At 27.3% G+C, this 19,454-nt stretch carries 24 protein-coding genes; 9 read left to right on the top strand and 15 right to left on the bottom strand.

From position 1 onward, the window contains the following. Positions 1-11 precede the first annotated feature (11 nt). On the top strand, positions 12-740 hold the full coding sequence (locus tag HMPREF1092_RS03175; protein WP_002597158.1) for a type 1 glutamine amidotransferase: 729 nt from the start codon (positions 12-14) through the stop codon (positions 738-740). Between the two features lie 9 nt (positions 741-749). On the opposite strand, the gene HMPREF1092_RS03170 is transcribed toward HMPREF1092_RS03175, so the two are convergent. Next, positions 750-1,514 (bottom strand): polysaccharide deacetylase family protein, encoded by a 765-nt coding sequence (locus HMPREF1092_RS03170; protein ID WP_002597157.1) that lies wholly within the window; start codon positions 1,512-1,514, stop codon positions 750-752. A 159-nt stretch (positions 1,515-1,673) separates the two neighbouring features. Here HMPREF1092_RS03170 and HMPREF1092_RS03165 point away from each other — a divergent pair, with 159 nt between their 5' ends. Beyond that, the gene (locus tag HMPREF1092_RS03165; RefSeq protein WP_002597156.1) at positions 1,674-3,017 is read left to right on the top strand and encodes a D-alanyl-D-alanine carboxypeptidase family protein; all 1,344 of its coding nucleotides are present in this window, start codon (positions 1,674-1,676) and stop codon (positions 3,015-3,017) included. Positions 3,018-3,037: 20 nt separating this feature from the next. On the opposite strand, the gene HMPREF1092_RS03160 is transcribed toward HMPREF1092_RS03165, so the two are convergent. The 3 genes from HMPREF1092_RS03160 to ppaX are packed head-to-tail and all read right to left on the bottom strand — an operon-like array spanning position 3,038 to position 4,786. Next, positions 3,038-3,793, bottom strand: coding sequence for a flavin reductase family protein (locus tag HMPREF1092_RS03160; protein WP_002597155.1), 756 nt, complete (start codon positions 3,791-3,793; stop codon positions 3,038-3,040). Then, the gene (locus HMPREF1092_RS03155) at positions 3,774-4,136 is read right to left on the bottom strand and encodes an arsenate reductase family protein (protein WP_002597154.1); all 363 of its coding nucleotides are present in this window, start codon (positions 4,134-4,136) and stop codon (positions 3,774-3,776) included. The genes HMPREF1092_RS03160 and HMPREF1092_RS03155 overlap by 20 nt, the downstream gene beginning before the upstream one ends. After that, the gene (ppaX, locus tag HMPREF1092_RS03150) at positions 4,136-4,786 is read right to left on the bottom strand and encodes a pyrophosphatase PpaX (RefSeq protein ID WP_002597153.1); all 651 of its coding nucleotides are present in this window, start codon (positions 4,784-4,786) and stop codon (positions 4,136-4,138) included. The genes HMPREF1092_RS03155 and ppaX overlap by 1 nt, the downstream gene beginning before the upstream one ends. Positions 4,787-4,948: 162 nt before the next feature. Between ppaX and HMPREF1092_RS03145 the strand changes: the two genes are divergently transcribed. The 6 genes from HMPREF1092_RS03145 to HMPREF1092_RS03120 all read left to right on the top strand — a co-directional run bounded on the left by HMPREF1092_RS03145 (position 4,949) and on the right by HMPREF1092_RS03120 (position 9,906). Continuing rightward, positions 4,949-5,914, top strand: a complete 966-nt coding sequence (locus HMPREF1092_RS03145) for an acyltransferase family protein (RefSeq protein WP_002597152.1) — start codon at positions 4,949-4,951, stop codon at positions 5,912-5,914. Positions 5,915-6,024: 110 nt separating this feature from the next. Beyond that, positions 6,025-7,035, top strand: coding sequence for an ABC transporter substrate-binding protein (locus tag HMPREF1092_RS03140; RefSeq protein WP_002597151.1), 1,011 nt, complete (start codon positions 6,025-6,027; stop codon positions 7,033-7,035). A 14-nt stretch (positions 7,036-7,049) separates the two neighbouring features. Beyond that, the gene (locus HMPREF1092_RS17080) at positions 7,050-7,805 is read left to right on the top strand and encodes an ABC transporter ATP-binding protein (protein WP_002597150.1); all 756 of its coding nucleotides are present in this window, start codon (positions 7,050-7,052) and stop codon (positions 7,803-7,805) included. A gap of 3 nt (positions 7,806-7,808) precedes the next feature. After that, positions 7,809-8,597 carry an ABC transporter permease gene (locus HMPREF1092_RS17075; protein WP_002597149.1) on the top strand — a complete coding sequence of 263 codons (789 nt, stop codon included), beginning with the start codon at positions 7,809-7,811 and terminating at the stop codon, positions 8,595-8,597. Between the two features lie 181 nt (positions 8,598-8,778). After that, positions 8,779-9,159 carry a CidA/LrgA family protein gene (locus HMPREF1092_RS03125; RefSeq protein WP_002597148.1) on the top strand — a complete coding sequence of 127 codons (381 nt, stop codon included), beginning with the start codon at positions 8,779-8,781 and terminating at the stop codon, positions 9,157-9,159. A gap of 24 nt (positions 9,160-9,183) precedes the next feature. Next, positions 9,184-9,906, top strand: a complete 723-nt coding sequence (locus HMPREF1092_RS03120) for an LrgB family protein (RefSeq protein ID WP_002597147.1) — start codon at positions 9,184-9,186, stop codon at positions 9,904-9,906. A gap of 69 nt (positions 9,907-9,975) precedes the next feature. On the opposite strand, the gene HMPREF1092_RS03115 is transcribed toward HMPREF1092_RS03120, so the two are convergent. Both HMPREF1092_RS03115 and HMPREF1092_RS03110 read right to left on the bottom strand, forming a co-directional pair. Then, entirely contained in the window at positions 9,976-10,437 is a 462-nt protein-coding gene (locus tag HMPREF1092_RS03115) for a peroxiredoxin (RefSeq protein ID WP_002597146.1), read from the bottom strand. A gap of 101 nt (positions 10,438-10,538) precedes the next feature. Beyond that, positions 10,539-11,141: a TetR/AcrR family transcriptional regulator gene (locus tag HMPREF1092_RS03110; RefSeq protein ID WP_002597145.1), complete on the bottom strand. Its 603-nt coding sequence runs from the start codon at positions 11,139-11,141 to the stop codon at positions 10,539-10,541. A 109-nt stretch (positions 11,142-11,250) separates the two neighbouring features. Here HMPREF1092_RS03110 and HMPREF1092_RS03105 point away from each other — a divergent pair, with 109 nt between their 5' ends. Then, on the top strand, positions 11,251-11,535 hold the full coding sequence (locus tag HMPREF1092_RS03105) for a YciI family protein (RefSeq protein WP_002597144.1): 285 nt from the start codon (positions 11,251-11,253) through the stop codon (positions 11,533-11,535). Positions 11,536-11,623: 88 nt separating this feature from the next. On the opposite strand, the gene HMPREF1092_RS03100 is transcribed toward HMPREF1092_RS03105, so the two are convergent. The 9 genes from HMPREF1092_RS03100 to HMPREF1092_RS03060 form a co-directional block, all read right to left on the bottom strand. Beyond that, positions 11,624-12,835, bottom strand: a complete 1,212-nt coding sequence (locus tag HMPREF1092_RS03100) for an ammonium transporter (protein ID WP_002597143.1) — start codon at positions 12,833-12,835, stop codon at positions 11,624-11,626. A gap of 151 nt (positions 12,836-12,986) precedes the next feature. Next, on the bottom strand, positions 12,987-13,508 hold the full coding sequence (locus HMPREF1092_RS03095; protein WP_002597142.1) for an AmiS/UreI family transporter: 522 nt from the start codon (positions 13,506-13,508) through the stop codon (positions 12,987-12,989). A gap of 82 nt (positions 13,509-13,590) precedes the next feature. Continuing rightward, positions 13,591-14,448, bottom strand: a complete 858-nt coding sequence (locus HMPREF1092_RS03090) for an urease accessory protein UreD (protein WP_002597141.1) — start codon at positions 14,446-14,448, stop codon at positions 13,591-13,593. A 4-nt stretch (positions 14,449-14,452) separates the two neighbouring features. Next, on the bottom strand, positions 14,453-15,061 hold the full coding sequence (gene ureG, locus HMPREF1092_RS03085) for an urease accessory protein UreG (protein ID WP_002597140.1): 609 nt from the start codon (positions 15,059-15,061) through the stop codon (positions 14,453-14,455). A 21-nt stretch (positions 15,062-15,082) separates the two neighbouring features. Beyond that, the gene (locus tag HMPREF1092_RS03080) at positions 15,083-15,790 is read right to left on the bottom strand and encodes an urease accessory protein UreF (RefSeq protein WP_002597139.1); all 708 of its coding nucleotides are present in this window, start codon (positions 15,788-15,790) and stop codon (positions 15,083-15,085) included. Further along, the gene (locus tag HMPREF1092_RS03075; protein ID WP_002597138.1) at positions 15,765-16,214 is read right to left on the bottom strand and encodes an urease accessory protein UreE; all 450 of its coding nucleotides are present in this window, start codon (positions 16,212-16,214) and stop codon (positions 15,765-15,767) included. The genes HMPREF1092_RS03080 and HMPREF1092_RS03075 overlap by 26 nt, the downstream gene beginning before the upstream one ends. An 18-nt stretch (positions 16,215-16,232) precedes the next feature. Further along, positions 16,233-17,948: an urease subunit alpha gene (gene ureC / locus HMPREF1092_RS03070; RefSeq protein WP_002597137.1), complete on the bottom strand. Its 1,716-nt coding sequence runs from the start codon at positions 17,946-17,948 to the stop codon at positions 16,233-16,235. Then, positions 17,948-18,271, bottom strand: a complete 324-nt coding sequence (locus tag HMPREF1092_RS03065; protein ID WP_002597136.1) for an urease subunit beta — start codon at positions 18,269-18,271, stop codon at positions 17,948-17,950. The genes ureC and HMPREF1092_RS03065 overlap by 1 nt, the downstream gene beginning before the upstream one ends. Positions 18,272-18,289: 18 nt before the next feature. Further along, positions 18,290-18,592: an urease subunit gamma gene (locus HMPREF1092_RS03060; protein ID WP_002596961.1), complete on the bottom strand. Its 303-nt coding sequence runs from the start codon at positions 18,590-18,592 to the stop codon at positions 18,290-18,292. Positions 18,593-19,454: the final 862 nt, after the last annotated feature.

Below are 19,454 nucleotides of genomic sequence, written 5' to 3'. Positions count from 1 at the left end.
GAGAAGATTATATGGAAATTAATATTTGTCATCTTTATCCTGATCTTTTAAATGTTTATGGAGATGTAGGAAATATACTTATTCTTAAACAAAGAGCTGAAAGACGTGGAATAAAAGTAAATATAATAAACACTTCTATCAATGATGATTTTAACGCTGATAATTTTGATATTGTGTTCTTTGGAGGAGGTCAAGACTATGAACAATCTATAGTTTCTGATGACTTAAAATCCTCAAAAAAAGAAGAGCTTAAAAGATATGTTGAAAATGGAAAAGTACTTCTTGCTATTTGTGGAGGATATCAATTACTTGGAAACTATTATAGAGCTCCTAATGGTGAAAAGCTAGAAGGCCTTGGAATATTAAATATTTACACAGAAGGTGGAGACACTAGATTTATTGGAAATACAGTTATATATAACGAAGAATTTGATCAAACTTATGTAGGTTTTGAAAATCATTCTGGTAGAACATATATAAATGATTTAAAACCATTAGGTAAATGTGTTGAAGGTTATGGTAATAATGGTTCTGATGGGTATGAAGGATGTATTTATAAAAATACTTTCTGTACTTATTTCCATGGATCATTACTTTCAAAAAATCCTGAATTAGCAGATAAAATTCTTTCATTAGCTTTAGAAAAAAAATATGGTGAAGTAAAATTAGAAAAACTTGATGATACTTTAGAATTAAAAGCTAAAGAATATATAATAAATAGATTTAAAGAAAAAAAGTAGATTTTTAATCTACTTTTTTTCTTTATAAACTCTATTTACTACTTTTGTATGTATTAAATAATCTATTTCATCTTCAGTTATTTGGTCTAAAGTTTTGAATTCATAACCTTTACTCTTATATATATTTATTAAATCTTGAAGAGACATAACTGTTGAATCTTTAGCATCTGTATCATGCATAAGTACTACTTCTACTTTGTATTTTCCACAATTTTTTTTAAAATTACTTTTTAATTTGTTTGTTGATACACTAACAGCTTCTGCATCTCCTGAATCAACATTCCAATCAATATAATTTATTCCTTTATAATCAAGTTCTTTTAAAATGGAATTCTTAATATTAAAATTTGAAACTTCATTTGTTGCTCCACCTGGTAATCTTACAAATTTAAAATCATAATCATTACCTAATATATTTTTCAAATTATCTTTGCAACAATTTAAATCATAAAAATAAGCATCTTTATTTTTATAAATTTGAGAATAAGTATGAACATTACAATGAGGATAAATTCCCATACCACTCTTTTGTAAATTCTTTAAATTCTCTTTATATTTAATTGCATTTTGCCCTACAACAAAGAAACTTCCTTTTACTCCATTTTTATTTAATATATTCAATACACTTGCTGTATTATTTTTTGATGGTCCATCATCAAATGTTAAATAAACTGTCTTTTTTATTTCACCTCCAAATGCAGTTATATTATTAAATAATGTTAAAATTAATGGCAAAATTGCCAAAACGAATAAAAACTTATATAATTTTTTCAAAATACCACCCTCTCTGTCTTTAGTTTGCCTAAAATGATAAATTTTATTAATAAATTGTAATAATTATATTATTTTTTCGTTATTGTTATTGTACTTTTTAAATGTTATACTCATTTTATATATGTCCCAAATAAAATTAAATGAGATGGAGAGATTGCTTTGACGAAAACAAATTTTTTTTCAAAAAAGAATTTGCTTATTAAAACGATAGCTTTAATTTTTATGCTATCATTTTTCCTACCTTTTTCTAATATTGCTAATGCTGATACTCCTACAAAAATATCAACTGAAACTACAACTAATGATGTAGGTCCAAATTTATCAGCTAAATATGCAATAAGCATGGACTTAAAAACAGGGGAAGTTATTTATTCAAAAAATGCTGATGCAAAAGCTTATCCTGCAAGCTTAACTAAGCTTATGACTGCATTACTTTTTGCAGAACATGCTAATAAAACAGATGAAATTACTTTTACTAAAGAAGCTTCAATTCAACCACCTTACTCATTACATTCAAATTGGCCTGGAGTTAGTATTACTGTTGGTCAAAAAATGTCTGGTGAGGATGTTATGAAAGCATTACTTATGTTTTCTGCAAACGATGCAGCATATATGATAGCTGATTATGTTGGGGGAAATTCTAAAAACTTTGCTAATATGATGAATGAAGAAGCTAAGAAATTAGGTATGAAAGATACACATTTCGTAACTGCTAATGGTCTTCAAGATGCTGACCATTATACTACAGCATACGATTTAGCAATTCTTTTAAAAGCGGCATTTGCCAATCCATGGGTAAAGGAAACTATGGAAACAAAAAATTCTAGCATAATGATTAATGGCAAAAGAGTTGATTTAGTTAACAGAAATGAACTTCTTGGAAAAGATGGGAATATTGCTGGAAAAACTGGTACAACTAATGATGCTGGAAACTGTTTAGCTAGTGTTTACAATAGAGATGGTAGAGAAATTTTAGGGATAATATTATTCTCTAATGATATGCATACCCCAGATAATAGATACAAAGATATGGAAGCTATGATGAACTATAGTTATTCTGCAAAGCCTGAAGTATTTATTAAGTCCGGACAATCTATTAAAGATGTAACTTTAAAGTATAAACTTTTTGGATTCTTTGGTCCTACTAAAGAAATAACTGTACCAGTTACTGTAGACCAAGATGTTATGATGTACAATAATAAATTTAACAAAAACCATACTGACATAACTTTCAATAGCAACGGGGACAGTGCTTGGAAGGCATCTTCAAAGGATAGTTTAGATTTAACTCTTGTTTCTGGTCAATATAAAACAACAGTTAAAGGGTCAATTGGTATATCTAAATTTGATTTAATTAAAGCTAACATATTTGTTTACTTAGGTGTACTTGTGGGTATAGCTTTAATAGTTTTAATAATTTTATTTATTATTAGAACAATAAATAAGAGACGTTCAAGAAGAAGCCGTTATTCTTCTTATTCAAATTATAGAAGAAGATATTAAAATAAGCAGCAAAATGCTGCTTATTTTATTTTTCTTTTTTTCTTTGAATTCTTTTTTGAAATACTAGAACTTTTACTTTTATTTTTTAAGTTATTAATCTTTTTCTTACTATTTTTTTCATCTTTAGATTTTTTCTTTGAATCTTTTTTATTATCTTTTTCTTTTAATTCACCTTTAGATTTTTTTTCTTGATTTTTAATTTTTAGAGTTTTTTTCTTCATAACAGAATATCCAAACTTCCCAATTGAATTTTGAGGCATTTTATAATATTCTCCATGACAATATGTAATTAAATCACCTTTTTCAAAATGTATTTTACCTTTTTCATCCATAAGGCTCTCATCTATATGAGAACTTAATACATCAGCAATTATCATATCATGAGTACCTAAAGGAACTATACTTTTCACTTTGCATTCAATTGATATAGGGCATTCATTTATGTAACTTCCTTCGATATCATCACAAGGTATCATAGTAAATCCCATTTCTTTTATCTTATCATTTGTTCTTCCACTTCTAACTCCACAATAATCAACTTTCTTAACCATATCTGAACTTGGTATATTAACAACAAAACTCATAGTTTCTTTTATATATTCATAAGATAATCTACTAGGTCTTACTGATATTGATAACATTGGAGGCTTTGTACATACTGTTCCAGTCCAAGCAACTGTAAAAACATTTTCCTTTCCCTCTTTATTTTTAGTTGAAATCATAACAACTGGTACTGGGTTTAAAACTACGCTTCCCTTAAATTTTCTTTTGCTCATAACTTGACTCCCATTCTTTAAACTTATCTACATTATATCCTAAAACTGCATCTTTCCCATTTCTAACTATAGGTGATTTTATAAGCTTTGGATTTTTAAGAAGTATTTCTTCTTTCATCTCAGCTGCTCTTATTTTATCTAAATTAGATTTTTTATAGTCCTTTGCATTTGTATTAATTAAATCATTTATTTTTATGCATATTTTAATATTATTTAATTCACCTTTTGATATTCCTTTTTCATCTAAATCAATTAATGAATATTTTATTCTTCTCTCTTTAAAATATCTTTCAACCTTTTTTGTATCAAAGCATTTTTTTCTTCCAAATATCTGAATGTTCATTAAAACCCTTCCTTTTCAATAATTTTTATTAAATCTGTTGGATTATCAATAAAATAATCTGGATTTACTTTTTTAAGTTCATTTATATCTATCATTGTATAATTTACTCCACAAGTTTTAACTCCAGCATTTTTACCACTTAATAAATCATAAGGACTATCTCCTACCATTATTGCCTCTTCTCTTTTTATTCCTAATTTCTCTAAAGCATAAATAACAGGTTCTCCATCTGGCTTATGCTTTTTAGTGTGCTCTGTACTTACAAAAATATCTATATATTTCATAAGATTAGATATTTCTAATCCTCTTTTAGCTACATCCTCTTTCTTAGAAGTTACTATACCTATTTTCATTCCATTCTCTTTTAAAAATTTTAAAAGTATTTCTGTTCCAATAAAAGGTCTGCAAAGATCATCATGAATTTCTAAATTATATTTACGATATTCTTTAATAAGATTTTCTATTTCTTCTTTATTTTCTGTTATTTTAGAAAAAGACTCTTCTAAAGGTCTTCCGTAATTTTCTCCTATTTTATTTTTATCAAAATTTAAATTTAGTTTCTCATTAAATATATAATTAAAACTTCTATACACTAATTCATTTGTATCTAAAAGTGTCCCATCTAAATCAAATAAAACAGCTTTTATCATTTTATCACCTCGTAATATTTTTCTTTTATATATAATATCATATTTTATAGGAAACTTCTTTCGATGTATTTTCCAATATTAGGTTTGTACATTAATTATTTTTATTATATAATTTACAATAAATTAAGTTTTTGTGAACTTTTTTAACAAGGAGGGTTTATATTGGAAATTTCTATTAACAAAAGAGACTATTTCTTTGACACTTTAAAAGGATTTCTTATTATAGCTGTCATAATAGGTAACACTTTAGAATTAGCCTCTCCTACTAATGTAAATGTACATTATTTTATATTATTTTTATATATGTTTCATATGCCTGTATTTACTTTTGTTTCGGGATATTTTTCAAAAAGAAGTAAGCGAACTACAATTCAAAAAGTTAAACACATATTTACCATATATGTACTAGCCCAAATCCTTTATGTTGCATATTACAATTATATACTTCACGGAGAATTAGATTTTACTTTACTTGCAACACAATGGACATTCTGGTATTTATTATCTTTAACCGCTTGGTATATAATTTCGGATTATATAAAAAATGAAAAATTATGGCTTATAGGTTCAATAATATTTTCACTTGTAATAGGTTTTGATACTAGTGTAGGAAGCAATGGAAGCTTTTCTAGAACATTTTTCTTTCTTCCATTCTTTATCGCTGGTATGATGTTTAAGCGTGAATATATAGAAACTATAAAAAAATATAGAAATTACTTATTAACTGGATCTATTATCATATTAATTATACTTTATTTCTTACAAAACTATATTCCTGTAGATTTACTATTTGAATATACAAATTATGAGCATTTTATTGATTTAGGACTTTTTCCTTTATTTTGTAGAGCATTCCACTATATTGGTGCTTTTTTACTAGGTGGGTTTTTAATTTCAATAATACCACAAAAAAGAACACCACTTTCTTCACTAGGGAAAATGTCTCTTTATATGTATTTATTTCATGGAACTGTAGCTAATACTATGTTACCATATCTCAATTTTAATACTTTATTTAGCTGTATATTATCCTGTGTAACAGTAGTATTAATTTGCATTATAATATCTATAGGAATTCAACATTTAAGTAAAACTATAAAAGAAAAAAATAAAGAATTATCTAAATAATATATTAGATATGCATAAATTGATGCATATCTAATTTTTTTATTTTAACATTTTGTCATTTGATGTCATATCATAAATTAAAATTAATTATTATAATAAGGATATGTAATATGAAAAAGAAAATAAAAATTTTATCTACTCTATTAGTTTTAATAATGTCTATAGTTTTTATAGGTGGTTGTTCTAATAATAAAACTTCTTCTAAAGAAACAGTTAGATTAAATGAAGTTGTTCGTTCTGTTTTTTATTCACCTATGTATATAGCCATAAATGAAGGATTCTTTGAAGAAGAAGGATTAAATATAGATCTTTCTACTGGACAAGGTGCTGATAAAGTAATGCAAAATGTCCTTTCTAAAAATGCTGATATTGGTTTTTGCGGACCTGAACAAATAATTTATATTTATAATCAAGGTCGTGAAGATTTACCTGTTCTATTTGCACAACTTACTCAAAAAGATGGGTCATTTCTAGTTGGAAGAAATGATAAAGATTTTAAATGGTCTGATATAAAAGGAAAAGAAATAATTGGTGGAAGACCTGGTGGTGTTCCTGAAATGGCTCTTGAATATGTTATGAGAAAAAATAATATTAATCCTAAATCAGATGTTAAGTTACTTACAAATCTAGATTTTACTGCTACTGCAAGTGCTTTTAAATCTGGTACTGGAGATTATGTTGCACTTTTTGAACCAACTGCTTCTATGCTTGAAAAAGAAGGAAATGCTAAAATAGTGGCTTCAATTGGTGAATCTGCAGGAAATATGACTTATACTTGCTTTTTTGCCTCTAAATCTTATATGGAAAATAACCCAGAAACAATTCAAAAATTTACCAATGCTATAGCTAAAGGACAAGAATGGTTCCATTCTCATTCATCTAAAGAAATAGCTGAATCTATAATCTCATTTTTCCCTGGTACTGATATGGATATAATGATAAATGTTATAGATAACTATAAGAAAATTGATGCTTTAGCTAAAGATCCTAAAGTAAGTGAAGAAGGATTAAATAATCTTATAGATGTAATAAAATCTTATGATAGTAACCTAATTAAAAAGACACCTGCTTTCTCTGATATCGTTGATAATACTTTTGCTGAAAATGTAAAAACTGATTAATAACGGAGTTTTACATGAGTTTATTAAAAATAGATAATATAAAAATGCGATATCATTCAGAAAAAGGCGAAATAGAGGCAATCAAAAATATTAGTTTTACTGTAGATGAAGGAGATTATATATGCATATTAGGCCCTTCTGGATGTGGAAAGTCTACTTTATTAAATATAATGAGTGGACTTTTAGTCCCATCTGAAGGCTCTATACTATTTAATGATAGTCCTTTAAAAAATAATTTAGATAAGATAGGATATATGTTTCAAAAGGATCATTTGTTCCCTTGGACATCAGTATTTAATAATATTACTTTAGGTTTAAAAATTAAAGGAGTATTAAATGATGAAAATATATCTTATGTAGAGAGCTTAATAAAAAAATATGATTTAGAAAAATTTAAAGATCATAAACCATCTGAAATTTCTGGAGGTATGAGGCAAAGAGTAGCTTTAATTAGAACTCTAGCTTTAAAACCTAGCATTCTTTTCTTAGATGAACCTTTTTCAGCTCTTGATTATCAAACTAGGCTAAATGTTTGTAATGACATTCACGAAATAATAAAATCTGAAGGAAAAACAGCTGTTATGGTTACTCATGATATAAGTGAAGCCATTTCAACTTCGGACAAGATTATATTACTAAGTAAAAGGCCTGCTTATATTAAAGAAATTATAGATATTTCTTTTGATAAATCACTTACACCTTTCCAAAGAAGAAGCTCATCTGAATTTAAGAATTACTTCAATCATATTTGGACTGAAATGGAGGATTAAATTATGAGCAACGAGCATACACTTTATTTACAAAATATTAAAAAAAGAAAAAGAAAAATAACATTTTTTAGATGCTTAATTCTAGTCATAATTATTTTATTTTGGGAACTGTTTGCTAGACTAAATATCATAGATCCTTTCCTTACCTCTTCACCTACTAGAATGGTCAATTCATTCTTAGAATTTCTTAGAGATGGAACATTATTAACTCATATAGGAATCACTTTATATGAGACTATTTTAGGCTTTCTATTAGGTACTTTAATAGGAACTTTAGTAGCTATATTACTTTGGTGGTTTCCTAAAGTATCAAAAGTATTAGACCCATATTTAGTTGTTTTAAATGCATTGCCTAAAGTTGCACTAGCACCTATTATTTTATTTTGGATTGGTAACGGAACTTCAGCAATAATTGCTATGGCATTATTGATATCTATAGTAACTACAATTTTAAGTATATTAACTGGATTTAATGAAATAGACCCTGAAAAACTTCTTTTAATGAAGACATTCCAAGCTTCTAAACTTCAGATAATAAGATATTTAATATTACCTGCTTCTGTTCCTGTGATAATATCAACATTAAAAATAAACCTTGGATTATCTTGGGTAGGTGTTATAATGGGAGAATTCTTAGTAGCTAGAGAAGGACTAGGTTTCTTAATAGTTTATGGTGGTCAAATATCACAATTAGACATGGTAATGATGAGCATTGTCATTTTGTCAATTATCGCTTTTCTTATGTATAAAGGAATTAGCATTTTAGAAGCATATTTTGTGAACAAAAAGTAAATTATTTTTCTTAACTCTTTTTCTCTATAACCCTCTAGATATGGGGGTTTTCAGAGTTTCAATAAAAAGATTACATCGTTTTCATGATGTAATCTTTTATTATTGTCATTTTTAGTTTATTTACTTAGTTAACTTTAAGTGATACAGTATTAATGAAATTATAGTAAAGGAGGAACAGCAAGTGAAACTATTTAGAGAAGCATTAATAATTTTAATATTATATATTATTGGTGAAGTAATTACTGCTGTAACCCATGTACCTATCCCTGGGAATATAATTGCAATGATTTTATTATTTATAGCCCTTTGCTTAAAGATAATAAAACTTGAGCAAATAAATACAATAAGTAATTTCTTCCTAGACCATTTAGCTTTTTTCTTTTTACCAGCTGGGGTTGCCGTAATGAACTCTTTCGGTTTAATAAAAGCTAATATTGTTCAGATTCTAATAGTTTGTTTAGTAACTACTGCTGTAACAATGACAATCACTGGATTGGTAGTTCAAGCTATTGCAAATAAAATGGACAAGAAAAAACAAAAGAATTTAAAAGAAATTAAATAGGCATACTAAAAAGGAGTGTAAAAAATGTCAACTATCTCAAATATCATTATAAATAATGCTTTATTTGGTATTGTTATATCACTTATAGCATATGAGATCGGTGTTTTATTATATAGAAAAACAAATTTACCAATATTCAATCCTTTGCTAATTGCCATAATTTTAGTAATAGGATTTTTATTAGTATTCCATATAAGTTTTAAAACTTATAATGATGGAGCAAGATTTATAAATCTATTTTTAGCACCATCAACTGTAGTATTAGCAGTTCCTTTATATAAACAAATTGATAGATTAAAGGAAAATGCTATTCCAATATTTGTTGGAATTATTTGTGGAAGCGGCGGAGGAATAATATCAATATTATTACTTTCACACTTTGTAGGATTAGATAAAAAAATGATTGCCTCATTAATGGCTAAATCAGTAACTACTCCTATAGCAATATCAGTAACTGCAGAGCTTCACGGTTTAGTTCCTGTAACTGTTCTTGCTGTTATTACAACTGGTATTATAGGTGCTATAATTCAACCTTTTATCACAAAAATATTTAGAATTAAAAACAAAATTGCCGTTGGACTTTGCCTTGGTACTTCATCACATGCTGTTGGTACAACAAAAGCATTAGAAATTGGTGAAACTGAAGGTGCTATGAGTTCCCTTGCCATTGGTGTTAATGGTATAATAACTGTTATATTAGCTCCAATTATTTTCTCAATTGGAATGGCGATTTTTGCAATTATATAAAATTTAAATTACATAAAAAAGACCTATGAAAGGCTAATTAAAAACTATCCTTTCATAAGTCTTTTTGTTTTATTTATTTAATAATTCTTCTACGTGTCCTTTTACTTTTACTTTTCTATAAATATCCACTATCTTTCCTTCTTCATCAATTATGAAAGTACTTCTTTCTATTCCAAAAACTTTTTTTCCGAACATATTTTTTTCTTTCATAACTCCATAAAGATTACATACTTCTTCACTTTCATCAGATATTAAAAGAAAAGGTAATTCATATTTCTCTATAAATTTATTATGTGATTTCAATGAGTCTCTACTTACTCCTATTATAACCGTATTCTTATCTATAAATTGCTCATTATATTTTTTAAAATCTTGAGCCTCTAAAGAACATCCTGGAGTATTATCTTTTGGATAAAAATAAAGTATAACTCTTTTCCCTCTATAATCACTTAATTTGTGCTCTTTTTCATCTGAACCCATAGCTTTAAACTGGGGTGCCATATTTCCAATTTCTAATATTTTGTTTTCCATAATTTTCTCTCCTAATCTCTCTTAATAATAATTATTATATAATATTAAATGAAGATTTGCAAATATCAGATAAATTTTTCCATATTATTTGAAATTATAATTTATATTAAAATGCTTTCAATAATTGTATCTATATATTTTTTACCTAATAAAGAAATATTAAATTTATTATTAGAAAAACACCAAGACGCCATAAACCCTCTAATTCCGCTCTCAATAAATAAAAATGCTTCATCAATACTTAAGTCCTCTTTAAGTACATCTTGATCTTTAGCCTCTAAAATACACTCTTTTAATATAGATGAAAACTCTCTTTTTTCAAAATGTTTGCTTTCACCTTTTGTGCATTCATTTAAATTCATAATATAAGATAAACATGTTAATTCATATCCTATATATTCAGCAAATTCTAATTCTAAATTTAAAAATATTTTTATTTTATCTTTAATAGATAAAGTTTTTTTATTTAATTTTGAAAATCTATCATTAATATAATCATTCATATTAATATAATAACTTTCTCTTACAATATCTTCTTTAGATTTATAATGAACATAAAACCCACCTTTAGAAACTCCAGATTCTTTACAAATTTCACTTACAGTTACATCATTATATCCTTTTTGTTTAATTAATCTAACAGCATTTTTAAAAATCTTTTCTTTAGTTAATTCACCTTGTCTTTTTCTAGATATAGATTCCATCTTAATTCTCCCTTTAATAAGCTTGCTTGACATTTATTTATAAAAAGTATATTATATAGTGACCGCGGTCACTATATAATGATAATATATTTTTAGGAGGTTTACAAGTATGTTTATTATAAACTTAACTTATAAAGTAAATTTGGATATAATTGATAAAAATTTAGAAGAGCATATAAAATATTTAGATAAAAATTTTAAAGAAAATAATTTTTTATGCTCTGGAAGAAAAACACCTAGAAATGGTGGAATTATACTTTGTAATAAAAAAAATAAAGAAGATGTTATGGAAATAATAAAAGAAGATGTGTTCTTTAAGAAAGATTTAGCTGAATTTGAAATAATTCAATTTACTCCATCAAAGTGTTCAGATAAATTTAAAGCTATATTATAAATAATACATTCATAAATAATGAAAATATATATTTAATTTATTTATTAATAAGAAACCTCAATGAATATAAATTCATTGAGGTTTCTTATTAATCATCTATACTATACTCTTCACCAAGTAAAGTTTTGTCTAATCCTATTCTTTGTTGTTCTTCAGTTGTTCTTATGTCTAATACTTTGTCCATTATTTTTATAACTATGAAACTTACAACAAAAGCATAAACTGAAACAAGTACTACACCAAATAATTGGATAAGGAATTGATGTACACTTGCATGTACTCCATTAACTAAGCTATTTGCAAATACACCAACAGCAAGAGTTCCTAGAACTCCTCCCATACCATGAGTTCCCCATACATCTAATGCGTCATCCCATTTCATTTTCTTTGCAAATTTTACACAAGCAAAACAGAATATAGCTGCTACTGCTCCAATAATAACTGCTGAATCAGGAGTTACATATCCTGAAGCAGGAGTTATTGTAGCTAATCCTGCTACTGCTCCAACAAATAATTCTAATAAAGAGAATTTTTTAGTTTCTATATAAACTATTATTGTCCAAACAATCATAGAAGTTATTGCTGCAACACCAGTATTTGTGAATGCTATAGAAGCTAATCCATTAGCTGCTAAAACTCCACCTGAGTTAAATCCAAACCAACCAAATAGTAATAAAGCTGTACCAATTGCTACTAGTCCTAAATTAAAAGGTGCTTTTCCTGAAATAACTTTTCTTTTTCCAAGAATAAAAATTGCAGCAAGTCCTGAGAATCCTGCTGTAGCATGGATTACTGTTCCTCCAGCAAAATCTACGAATCCCATTTTAGCTAAGAATCCGCCACCCCATACCCAGTGTGCAACTGGGAAGTAAACTAATATCATCCATACTATAAGGAAGATTACCCATCCTCCAATTTTCATTCTGTTTGCCATAGCTCCAGTCATTAATGGTAGAGTTATTATAGCAAACATTAATTGATACATAAAGAATAATAAAAATGGTATAGTTGAACCATATTGTGCATTTACATTAAAAGTTATATTTTTAAATCCAAAATATTGAAGTGGATTACCTATAATTCCGTGTATATCTTTACCAAATACTAAACTAAATCCTCCAAATATCCATAAAAGTCCTACAACTCCTATAGCTAAGAAGATTTGTAACATTATTGTAAGTGAGTTTTTCTTTTCTACTAGTCCTCCATAGAAAAATGCTAATCCAGGAGTCATTAGAAATACTAATATAGTAGAAATAATCATAAATGTTTCATTACTATGTATAATTTCGTTAAACAAAAAAATCATCCTTTCTTCTATATTTTCTAATTTTTAAGTTCATTGTTATATGTCTATAGTTAATTAGTATTAAATGCTTAAAAGCATTTAATACTATATGTAAAAATTAAATTGCCATATCAGTTGATATGGTAATTTAATTTTTAAAATCTTATTTCCAAATGCTTATTAAGATTAAGAATCCTGGAACCCAAGCAGTAAATATACCTTCAATGATACTTAACCAAGGTGTAAATTTACCAAGCTTTTTACCCCAAAGTGTTTCTATTGGTGCTGTAACCCATAGGACTCCCCATGCCCACCAAATAATAGCCATAAGAATGTTCCAAATTCCGCCTTCTCTCCATTGAAGTACACCAGCTGGAATAGTAGTAATTGCAACAAATAATGAATACCATGCAAATGTTCTATTATCAAGGTCAAATATTGAATTAATTCCTACAAATAAATATGTAAATCCAAATAATAATCCTGTTCCATCTGCATAAAATGCTGACATATTAGTTCCACCTTGAGCTTGTGCAATAAGTAATGAACCAAAGTTCATAACTATTGATAATGCTCCTGTGAATATATTCATTACTGCTGTTGATTTTGGTGGTATTTTTGTTAAAGTACCTATACCATTTATCATTAAAACGAATCCTACGTATAAAAGGACTGCTCCTAACATAATAATTCCTCCTTAAATATTAAATTTTAAAATCCAAATATAATTTCTAAATTAAAGGTTATTATAATAACCTTTAATTTAACTAATATTTTCTTATAACTAGTGGAATTGAATTAAATAATTCTTTTCTCACATAGTCATGACAAATACTAATAACTTTTTCTATATCCTGAGTCATATTTCCAATAACTCTAAGAATAAATCCATTAACTTCTAATGAAGAAACTCCAAAGTTAACATCAAGATCAACATTTTCTAATTCTTTTCTCATTTCTTCTATGAATTTCTTATCAATCTTTTTGTCTACTACTAATAGAGTTCCAAAATTTAAATATCCTTCTAAATATCCAATATGACTTATATCATATTTAGCTGGCTCCATAACTAGATTATCTAATAAAACAAGTTCTCCATTGTAATATAAATTAGTCTGTAACTTTGCTCTATCATATTTAAAATCTTGTCCATCTGGAGACCATCCAGAAGTTATACCATCTGTATAAATGAATGTTGAAGTTTCATCCATATATATATTATTTTCTTGCTTATATTTTGCATCTTTATAAAGAATAACAGGATCAGTTACAAATTCTAATATACTATTTTTATCTAGTTTTATATTAGTTTTTTGATATGTTTCAAGCTTATTTTCACATTTATAGATTTTAGCTGATGCTTGAGTTGTAACTATAGCTCTAGCATTTTCTTTAACTTCTATATTGTTTAAGAATTTCTCACCTTCAACATATCCTCCACCTATTTGAATTAAGAAATAAGTTGATATTTCTTCTCTATCTAAATGAAGTGTTGGTGAAACTCTCATTACTCCATCATAAGCTCTTGTAGTTGTTATTGTCTTATTTCCGCTCTTAGCTAAAACTAAATCAATATAAGCATCATAATTTTCCTTATTTTCATGTTTTGTATTTATTGACTTCATAAGACTACATTCCTTCTAAAAGGCAGTTTCTTTTTATCCAATCAATAACTGAATTTAATCCGTCATCAGTTTTTAAGTTTGTAAACATGAAAGTATTTTCTTTTCTGAAGTGTAATGTATCTTGTTTCATTACTTCTAAATCTGCTCCAACATATGGTGCTAAATCTATTTTATTTATTATGAATAAGTCACTTTTTATCATTCCTTGACCAGCTTTTCTAGGAATTTTTTCTCCTTGAGCTACGTCTATTATGTAAAATGAAAAATCTACTAAGTCTGGGCTGAAAGTAGCTGCTAAGTTATCTCCACCACTTTCTAAGAATATTATTTCTAAATCTTTAAATTTATTTTTTAATTCTTCAATTGCAGCAAAGTTCATTGAAGCATCTTCTCTAATAGCAGTATGAGGACATCCTCCTGTTTCAACTCCTATTACTCTATCTTCTGGTAATACAGAATTTTTTACCATGAATTTAGCATCTTCTTTTGTATAAATGTCATTAGTTATTACTGCACATTCATACTCTTTACTCATTTGTCTAGTTAGTCTCTCAATTAAAAGTGTTTTACCACTTCCAACTGGTCCTCCTACACCTATAACAACTGGTTTCATAAAATCACTACCTTTCTTTTTTTATGACATAAATAATCTAAATATTAATGTTTCATGTTGTATTTGAGCTAATTCAATACCTGGTACGTTAGCTCCAAACATGTCTTCATCTAATTCATTAATAATTTTTGTAAGATTATCAAAGCTTTCTGAGCACTCTTTTAAAAGTATTTGCCCATCCTTTTGTCCTAAAGGTATTGTTCTAACTGCATTTTGTATTAAAGTTGAGGCAGTGCTATACATATAGTACTGTATAGCATCCTCACACTTTATTTCTAGCTCATACATAAGCATTCCAAATACTAATGCTGGATGACCAAAAGCTTTTCCTTTATTGATTTTCTCAGAATATTTTTTTAATAAATTAGAATCATATAGATCTAAAAATAAACTTAACATTCTCTTAGCAACAAGTTTATTTCCGTTTCTTGTTTCATATGCCATACATTGAACTGTTATTTTTCTATCTAATTCTAATATTTTTTTAGTATCTTTCTTTTTTAAGTATTCATATAAAAACTTAATTGAAAGACCATCACTATACATAAACTGATTCTTAAAAAATGCTGTTATCCAGTATCTAAAAGTTTCAGTATTTTTAATTCTATTGTCTCTAAGATAAGTTTCCATTCCATAAGAATGATTGAATGATCCTATTGGGAAGTTAGAATCACAAAGTTGCATTATCTGCAACACTTTTAAATTAGTGTTTGTGTGCGAAGTCAACATGCTTAAATGCCTCTTTTAATTCTTTATTTTCTCTTGAGAAATCTATTCCTCTTAATCTAAGATCTTCTTCAACAACATAGTCATATTGGATTATCATTTCTCCATCAATAAATTGAGCAGGTAAATGTTTGTTTCCAATATAGTGAGCTATTTTTCCCATTTGATTCATATCTTTTGGTTTTATTACTAAAACATCTTCTGAATTAAATTTTACAACAACTACATTGTATCCATCATTCATTAGAATATCTCCATCTCTAAGTTTTTCACCTTGTGAAAGTGAAATTCCATAATCATTTCCGTGATCTGAAGTAACTCTAATTATTCTTTTTAGCATTTCTTCATTATTTAGATATACCTTTTCCACGTGGCATCCATCTACATTAGTATTTTCTACATTTCCTAATACTCTTTCAAAAATCATTGCTTTTCTTCTCCTCTCTTAGAATAAGAAGTATCTTTGAGCTAAAGGTAATTTATCTGCTGGTTCACAAGTTATTAATTCACCATCAACTTTTACGTCATATGTTTGTGGATCAACTTCTAACTTAGGCATTTCCCCATTAAGTTTCATATCCTCTTTAGTTAAGTTTCTTATTCCTTTAACAGGTAATACTTCTTTTTGTAATCCTAATTTTTCTTTGATTCCATGTTCATAAGCATATTGAGAAACGAATGTTATACAAGTGTTTGACATTGCTTTTCCATAAGCTCCAAACATTGATCTTGGAAGTTCTGGTTGACAAGTTGGAATTGAAGCATTTGCTTCTCCCATAATTGAGTTGTTAATCATTCCACCTTTAATAACCATTTTAGGTTTAACTCCGAAGAATGCTGGTTCATAAAGAACTAAGTCAGCTACTTTACCAACCTCAACAGATCCTACATACTCACTTATTCCTTGAGCTATAGCAGGGTTTATTGTATATTTAGCAACATATCTCTTAACTCTGTTGTTATCAGAATTTTCTTTGTCACCTTTCATAACCCCTCTTTGAACTTTCATTTTACTAGCTGTTTGCCAAGTTCTAGTTACAACTTCACCAATTCTTCCCATAGCCATTGTATCTGAACTCATCATACTGAATATTCCCATATCATGAAGAATATCTTCAGCAGCTATAGTTTGTTTTCTTATTCTTGAATCAGCAAATGCTATATCTTCTGGTACTTTAGCATCTAAATGGTGACAAACCATTAACATATCTAAGTGCTCAGCTATAGTATTTTTTGTATATGGTTTTGTTGGATTTGTTGAAGCTGGTAAAACATTTGGATATGATGCCATTTTTAAGATATCTGGCGCATGTCCTCCACCTGCTCCTTCTGTATGGAATGTATGTATTACTCTTCCTTCAATTGAATCTATAGTATGTTCAACGAATCCAGCTTCATTTAAAGTATCAGTATGGATTGAAACTTGAACATCATATTTATCAGCAGCTCTAAGTGAATAATCTATTGCTGATTTTGTAGCTCCCCAGTCTTCGTGAATTTTTAATCCACAAGCTCCAGCTTCGATTTGTTCTCCATTAACTTCTACGTTAGCTCCACTACCTTTTCCTAAGAATCCAATATTTATTGGTAGTGCTTCAGCTGATTGGATCATTCTTTCTATATTCCAAGCACCTGGAGTACAAGTTGTAGCATTTGTTCCATCATTTGGACCAGTTCCACCACCGATTACAGTAGTTATTCCACCTTCTAATGCAACTCTAACTAAATCTGGACTAATATAGTGTACGTGTGTATCAATTCCACCAGCAGTTAAGATTAATCCTTCTCCTGCTAAAGCTTCAGTACTAACACCTACTATGAAATCTACATTATCCATTCCTAATGGGTTTCCACCTTTTCCTATAGCAGCTATTTTACCATCTTTAATACCGATATCAGCTTTATAAATTCCTGTGTAGTCAAGAATTGTTACTCCTGTAATTATTAAGTCAACTACTTTAGGATTTTTTCTAGTTTCAATAGAGTTTTGTCCCATTCCATCTCTTAGAGATTTTCCTCCACCGAACTTACATTCATCTCCGTAAACAGTTAAGTCTTTTTCTATTTCTATAAAAAGATCAGTATCTGCTAATCTTATTTTGTCACCTTTAGTTGGTCCAAATAAATCAGCATAGCGTTTTCTATCTATTTCAAAACTCATTACTTTCTTCTCCCTTCATCTAAGTATCCGTCTACTTGGTTATTTAATCCGTATACTCTTCTAACTCCGGCAATATCAATTAGACTAATTTCTTTTTCATCACCTGGTTCAAATCTAACTGCTGTTCCAGCTGGTATATCTAATCTCTTTCCGTAAGCTTTTTCTCTATCAAATTTTAATCCTGTATTAACTTCATAAAAATGAAAATGTGAACCAACTTGAACCGGTCTATCAGCTTCATTTTTAACTTTTATCTTGATAGCTTCTCTACCTTCGTTATATTTTATAGTTCCTTCACCTAAAATTATTTCACCTGGTATCATAATTTAACCTCCTTACTATTATTGAATTGGATCATGTACTGTTACTAGTTTAGTTCCATCAGGGAAAGTTACTTCTACTTGAACTGTATGTATCATTTCTGGAATTCCTTCCATTACTTGATCTCTTGTTAAGATTTTTCTTCCTTCGTCCATTAGATCAGTAACACTTTTACCTTCTCTAGCACCTTCCATTATTTCATCTGTTATTAAAGCAACAGATTCTGGATAATTTAGCTTAAGACCTTTTTTCATTCTTCTTCTTGCAACTTCAGCTGCAACAACGATCATAAGCTTCTCTTGTTCACGCATTGTAATTCTCAAGAACATCTCCTCCTAACATTGTTTGATTACAACTTTGATTATAAACCACTAATATTTAAAATTTAACTATCAAAAAATTTTTTATAAAATTTATAACATTTTATATTTTACGTTCACATTTTACTGATTCGTCATTTTTTTAAATTTTCTAAGTTTCATTTTTTTCCATAAAACTTCTAACATGTTGTAATATAAAGCTTTGTATATAATGAATAAAATATTAATTATTATATTTTAAAATTTTACGTTTAATTTTTATTGTATTTTTTAACTTTAAAAGTATTTTTTAGAAAATTAAAATAAATATAAAATCCTATTTTTTATCAAAACATATATATTTTTATTCCATTTTTTTGATATTTTCTTAATATTTTTTTTATTTTTTTTGTACACTATTTACATATTGTACTTTTTTTTAGTTCTTTTTAGCAGGTTCTATAAAAATATTCATAAATTCCAAGCTATTTTTAACAACTTGATATTGTATTCAATGCTTGACTTACATATTATTTTTTTGTATTGTTAACCGGTTTACCTATTTATCAAAAAAAATGATATATAATGATAATTTTCAATTTTAGCTATATAGTTTTTTTGATATTTATTATCAGATCAATTTTACTCTCTATTCAATACTTACTTTTATAAATCTAATTTCATTTTTTTATTTTAAAACTCAACTGTATTTTTACTATATATGTATACATCACTATATTAATCTTTTATTTCTATAAGTTTTCTTATTTTTTTATCTTTAAATCCCCTATTGTAAATGGTATTTAAATTTAATGACTACTTATACACATTTAATTTTATTTTATAAATATCTAGATATATCTTATAAATTATTTCAATTATTATA

Origin of the sequence: Clostridium thermobutyricum (assembly GCF_000371465.1) — a bacterium.
GTDB classification, from domain to species: Bacteria; Bacillota; Clostridia; order Clostridiales; family Clostridiaceae; genus Clostridium; species Clostridium thermobutyricum.
The sequence above is the reverse complement of the archived record's forward strand: the minus strand, read 5'-3'. Positions and strand labels throughout refer to the sequence as shown.

Excerpts from the sequence above, each read along its gene's own strand:
- HMPREF1092_RS03175 (WP_002597158.1), top strand. The coding sequence starts at position 12 with ATGGAAATTAATATTTGTCATCTTTATCCTGATCTTTTAAATGTTTAT.
- HMPREF1092_RS03160 (WP_002597155.1), bottom strand. The coding sequence starts at position 3,793 with ATGAGCAAAAGAAAATTTAAGGGAAGCGTAGTTTTAAACCCAGTACCA.
- HMPREF1092_RS03155 (WP_002597154.1), bottom strand. The coding sequence starts at position 4,136 with ATGAACATTCAGATATTTGGAAGAAAAAAATGCTTTGATACAAAAAAG.
- ppaX (WP_002597153.1), bottom strand. The coding sequence starts at position 4,786 with ATGATAAAAGCTGTTTTATTTGATTTAGATGGGACACTTTTAGATACA.
- HMPREF1092_RS03140 (WP_002597151.1), top strand. The coding sequence starts at position 6,025 with ATGAAAAAGAAAATAAAAATTTTATCTACTCTATTAGTTTTAATAATG.
- HMPREF1092_RS17080 (WP_002597150.1), top strand. The coding sequence starts at position 7,050 with ATGAGTTTATTAAAAATAGATAATATAAAAATGCGATATCATTCAGAA.
- HMPREF1092_RS17075 (WP_002597149.1), top strand. The coding sequence starts at position 7,809 with ATGAGCAACGAGCATACACTTTATTTACAAAATATTAAAAAAAGAAAA.
- HMPREF1092_RS03120 (WP_002597147.1), top strand. The coding sequence starts at position 9,184 with ATGTCAACTATCTCAAATATCATTATAAATAATGCTTTATTTGGTATT.
- HMPREF1092_RS03115 (WP_002597146.1), bottom strand. The coding sequence starts at position 10,437 with ATGGAAAACAAAATATTAGAAATTGGAAATATGGCACCCCAGTTTAAA.
- HMPREF1092_RS03110 (WP_002597145.1), bottom strand. The coding sequence starts at position 11,141 with ATGGAATCTATATCTAGAAAAAGACAAGGTGAATTAACTAAAGAAAAG.
- HMPREF1092_RS03105 (WP_002597144.1), top strand. The coding sequence starts at position 11,251 with ATGTTTATTATAAACTTAACTTATAAAGTAAATTTGGATATAATTGAT.
- HMPREF1092_RS03095 (WP_002597142.1), bottom strand. The coding sequence starts at position 13,508 with ATGTTAGGAGCAGTCCTTTTATACGTAGGATTCGTTTTAATGATAAAT.
- HMPREF1092_RS03090 (WP_002597141.1), bottom strand. The coding sequence starts at position 14,448 with ATGAAGTCAATAAATACAAAACATGAAAATAAGGAAAATTATGATGCT.
- ureG (WP_002597140.1), bottom strand. The coding sequence starts at position 15,061 with ATGAAACCAGTTGTTATAGGTGTAGGAGGACCAGTTGGAAGTGGTAAA.
- HMPREF1092_RS03080 (WP_002597139.1), bottom strand. The coding sequence starts at position 15,790 with ATGTTGACTTCGCACACAAACACTAATTTAAAAGTGTTGCAGATAATG.
- HMPREF1092_RS03075 (WP_002597138.1), bottom strand. The coding sequence starts at position 16,214 with ATGATTTTTGAAAGAGTATTAGGAAATGTAGAAAATACTAATGTAGAT.
- ureC (WP_002597137.1), bottom strand. The coding sequence starts at position 17,948 with ATGAGTTTTGAAATAGATAGAAAACGCTATGCTGATTTATTTGGACCA.
- HMPREF1092_RS03065 (WP_002597136.1), bottom strand. The coding sequence starts at position 18,271 with ATGATACCAGGTGAAATAATTTTAGGTGAAGGAACTATAAAATATAAC.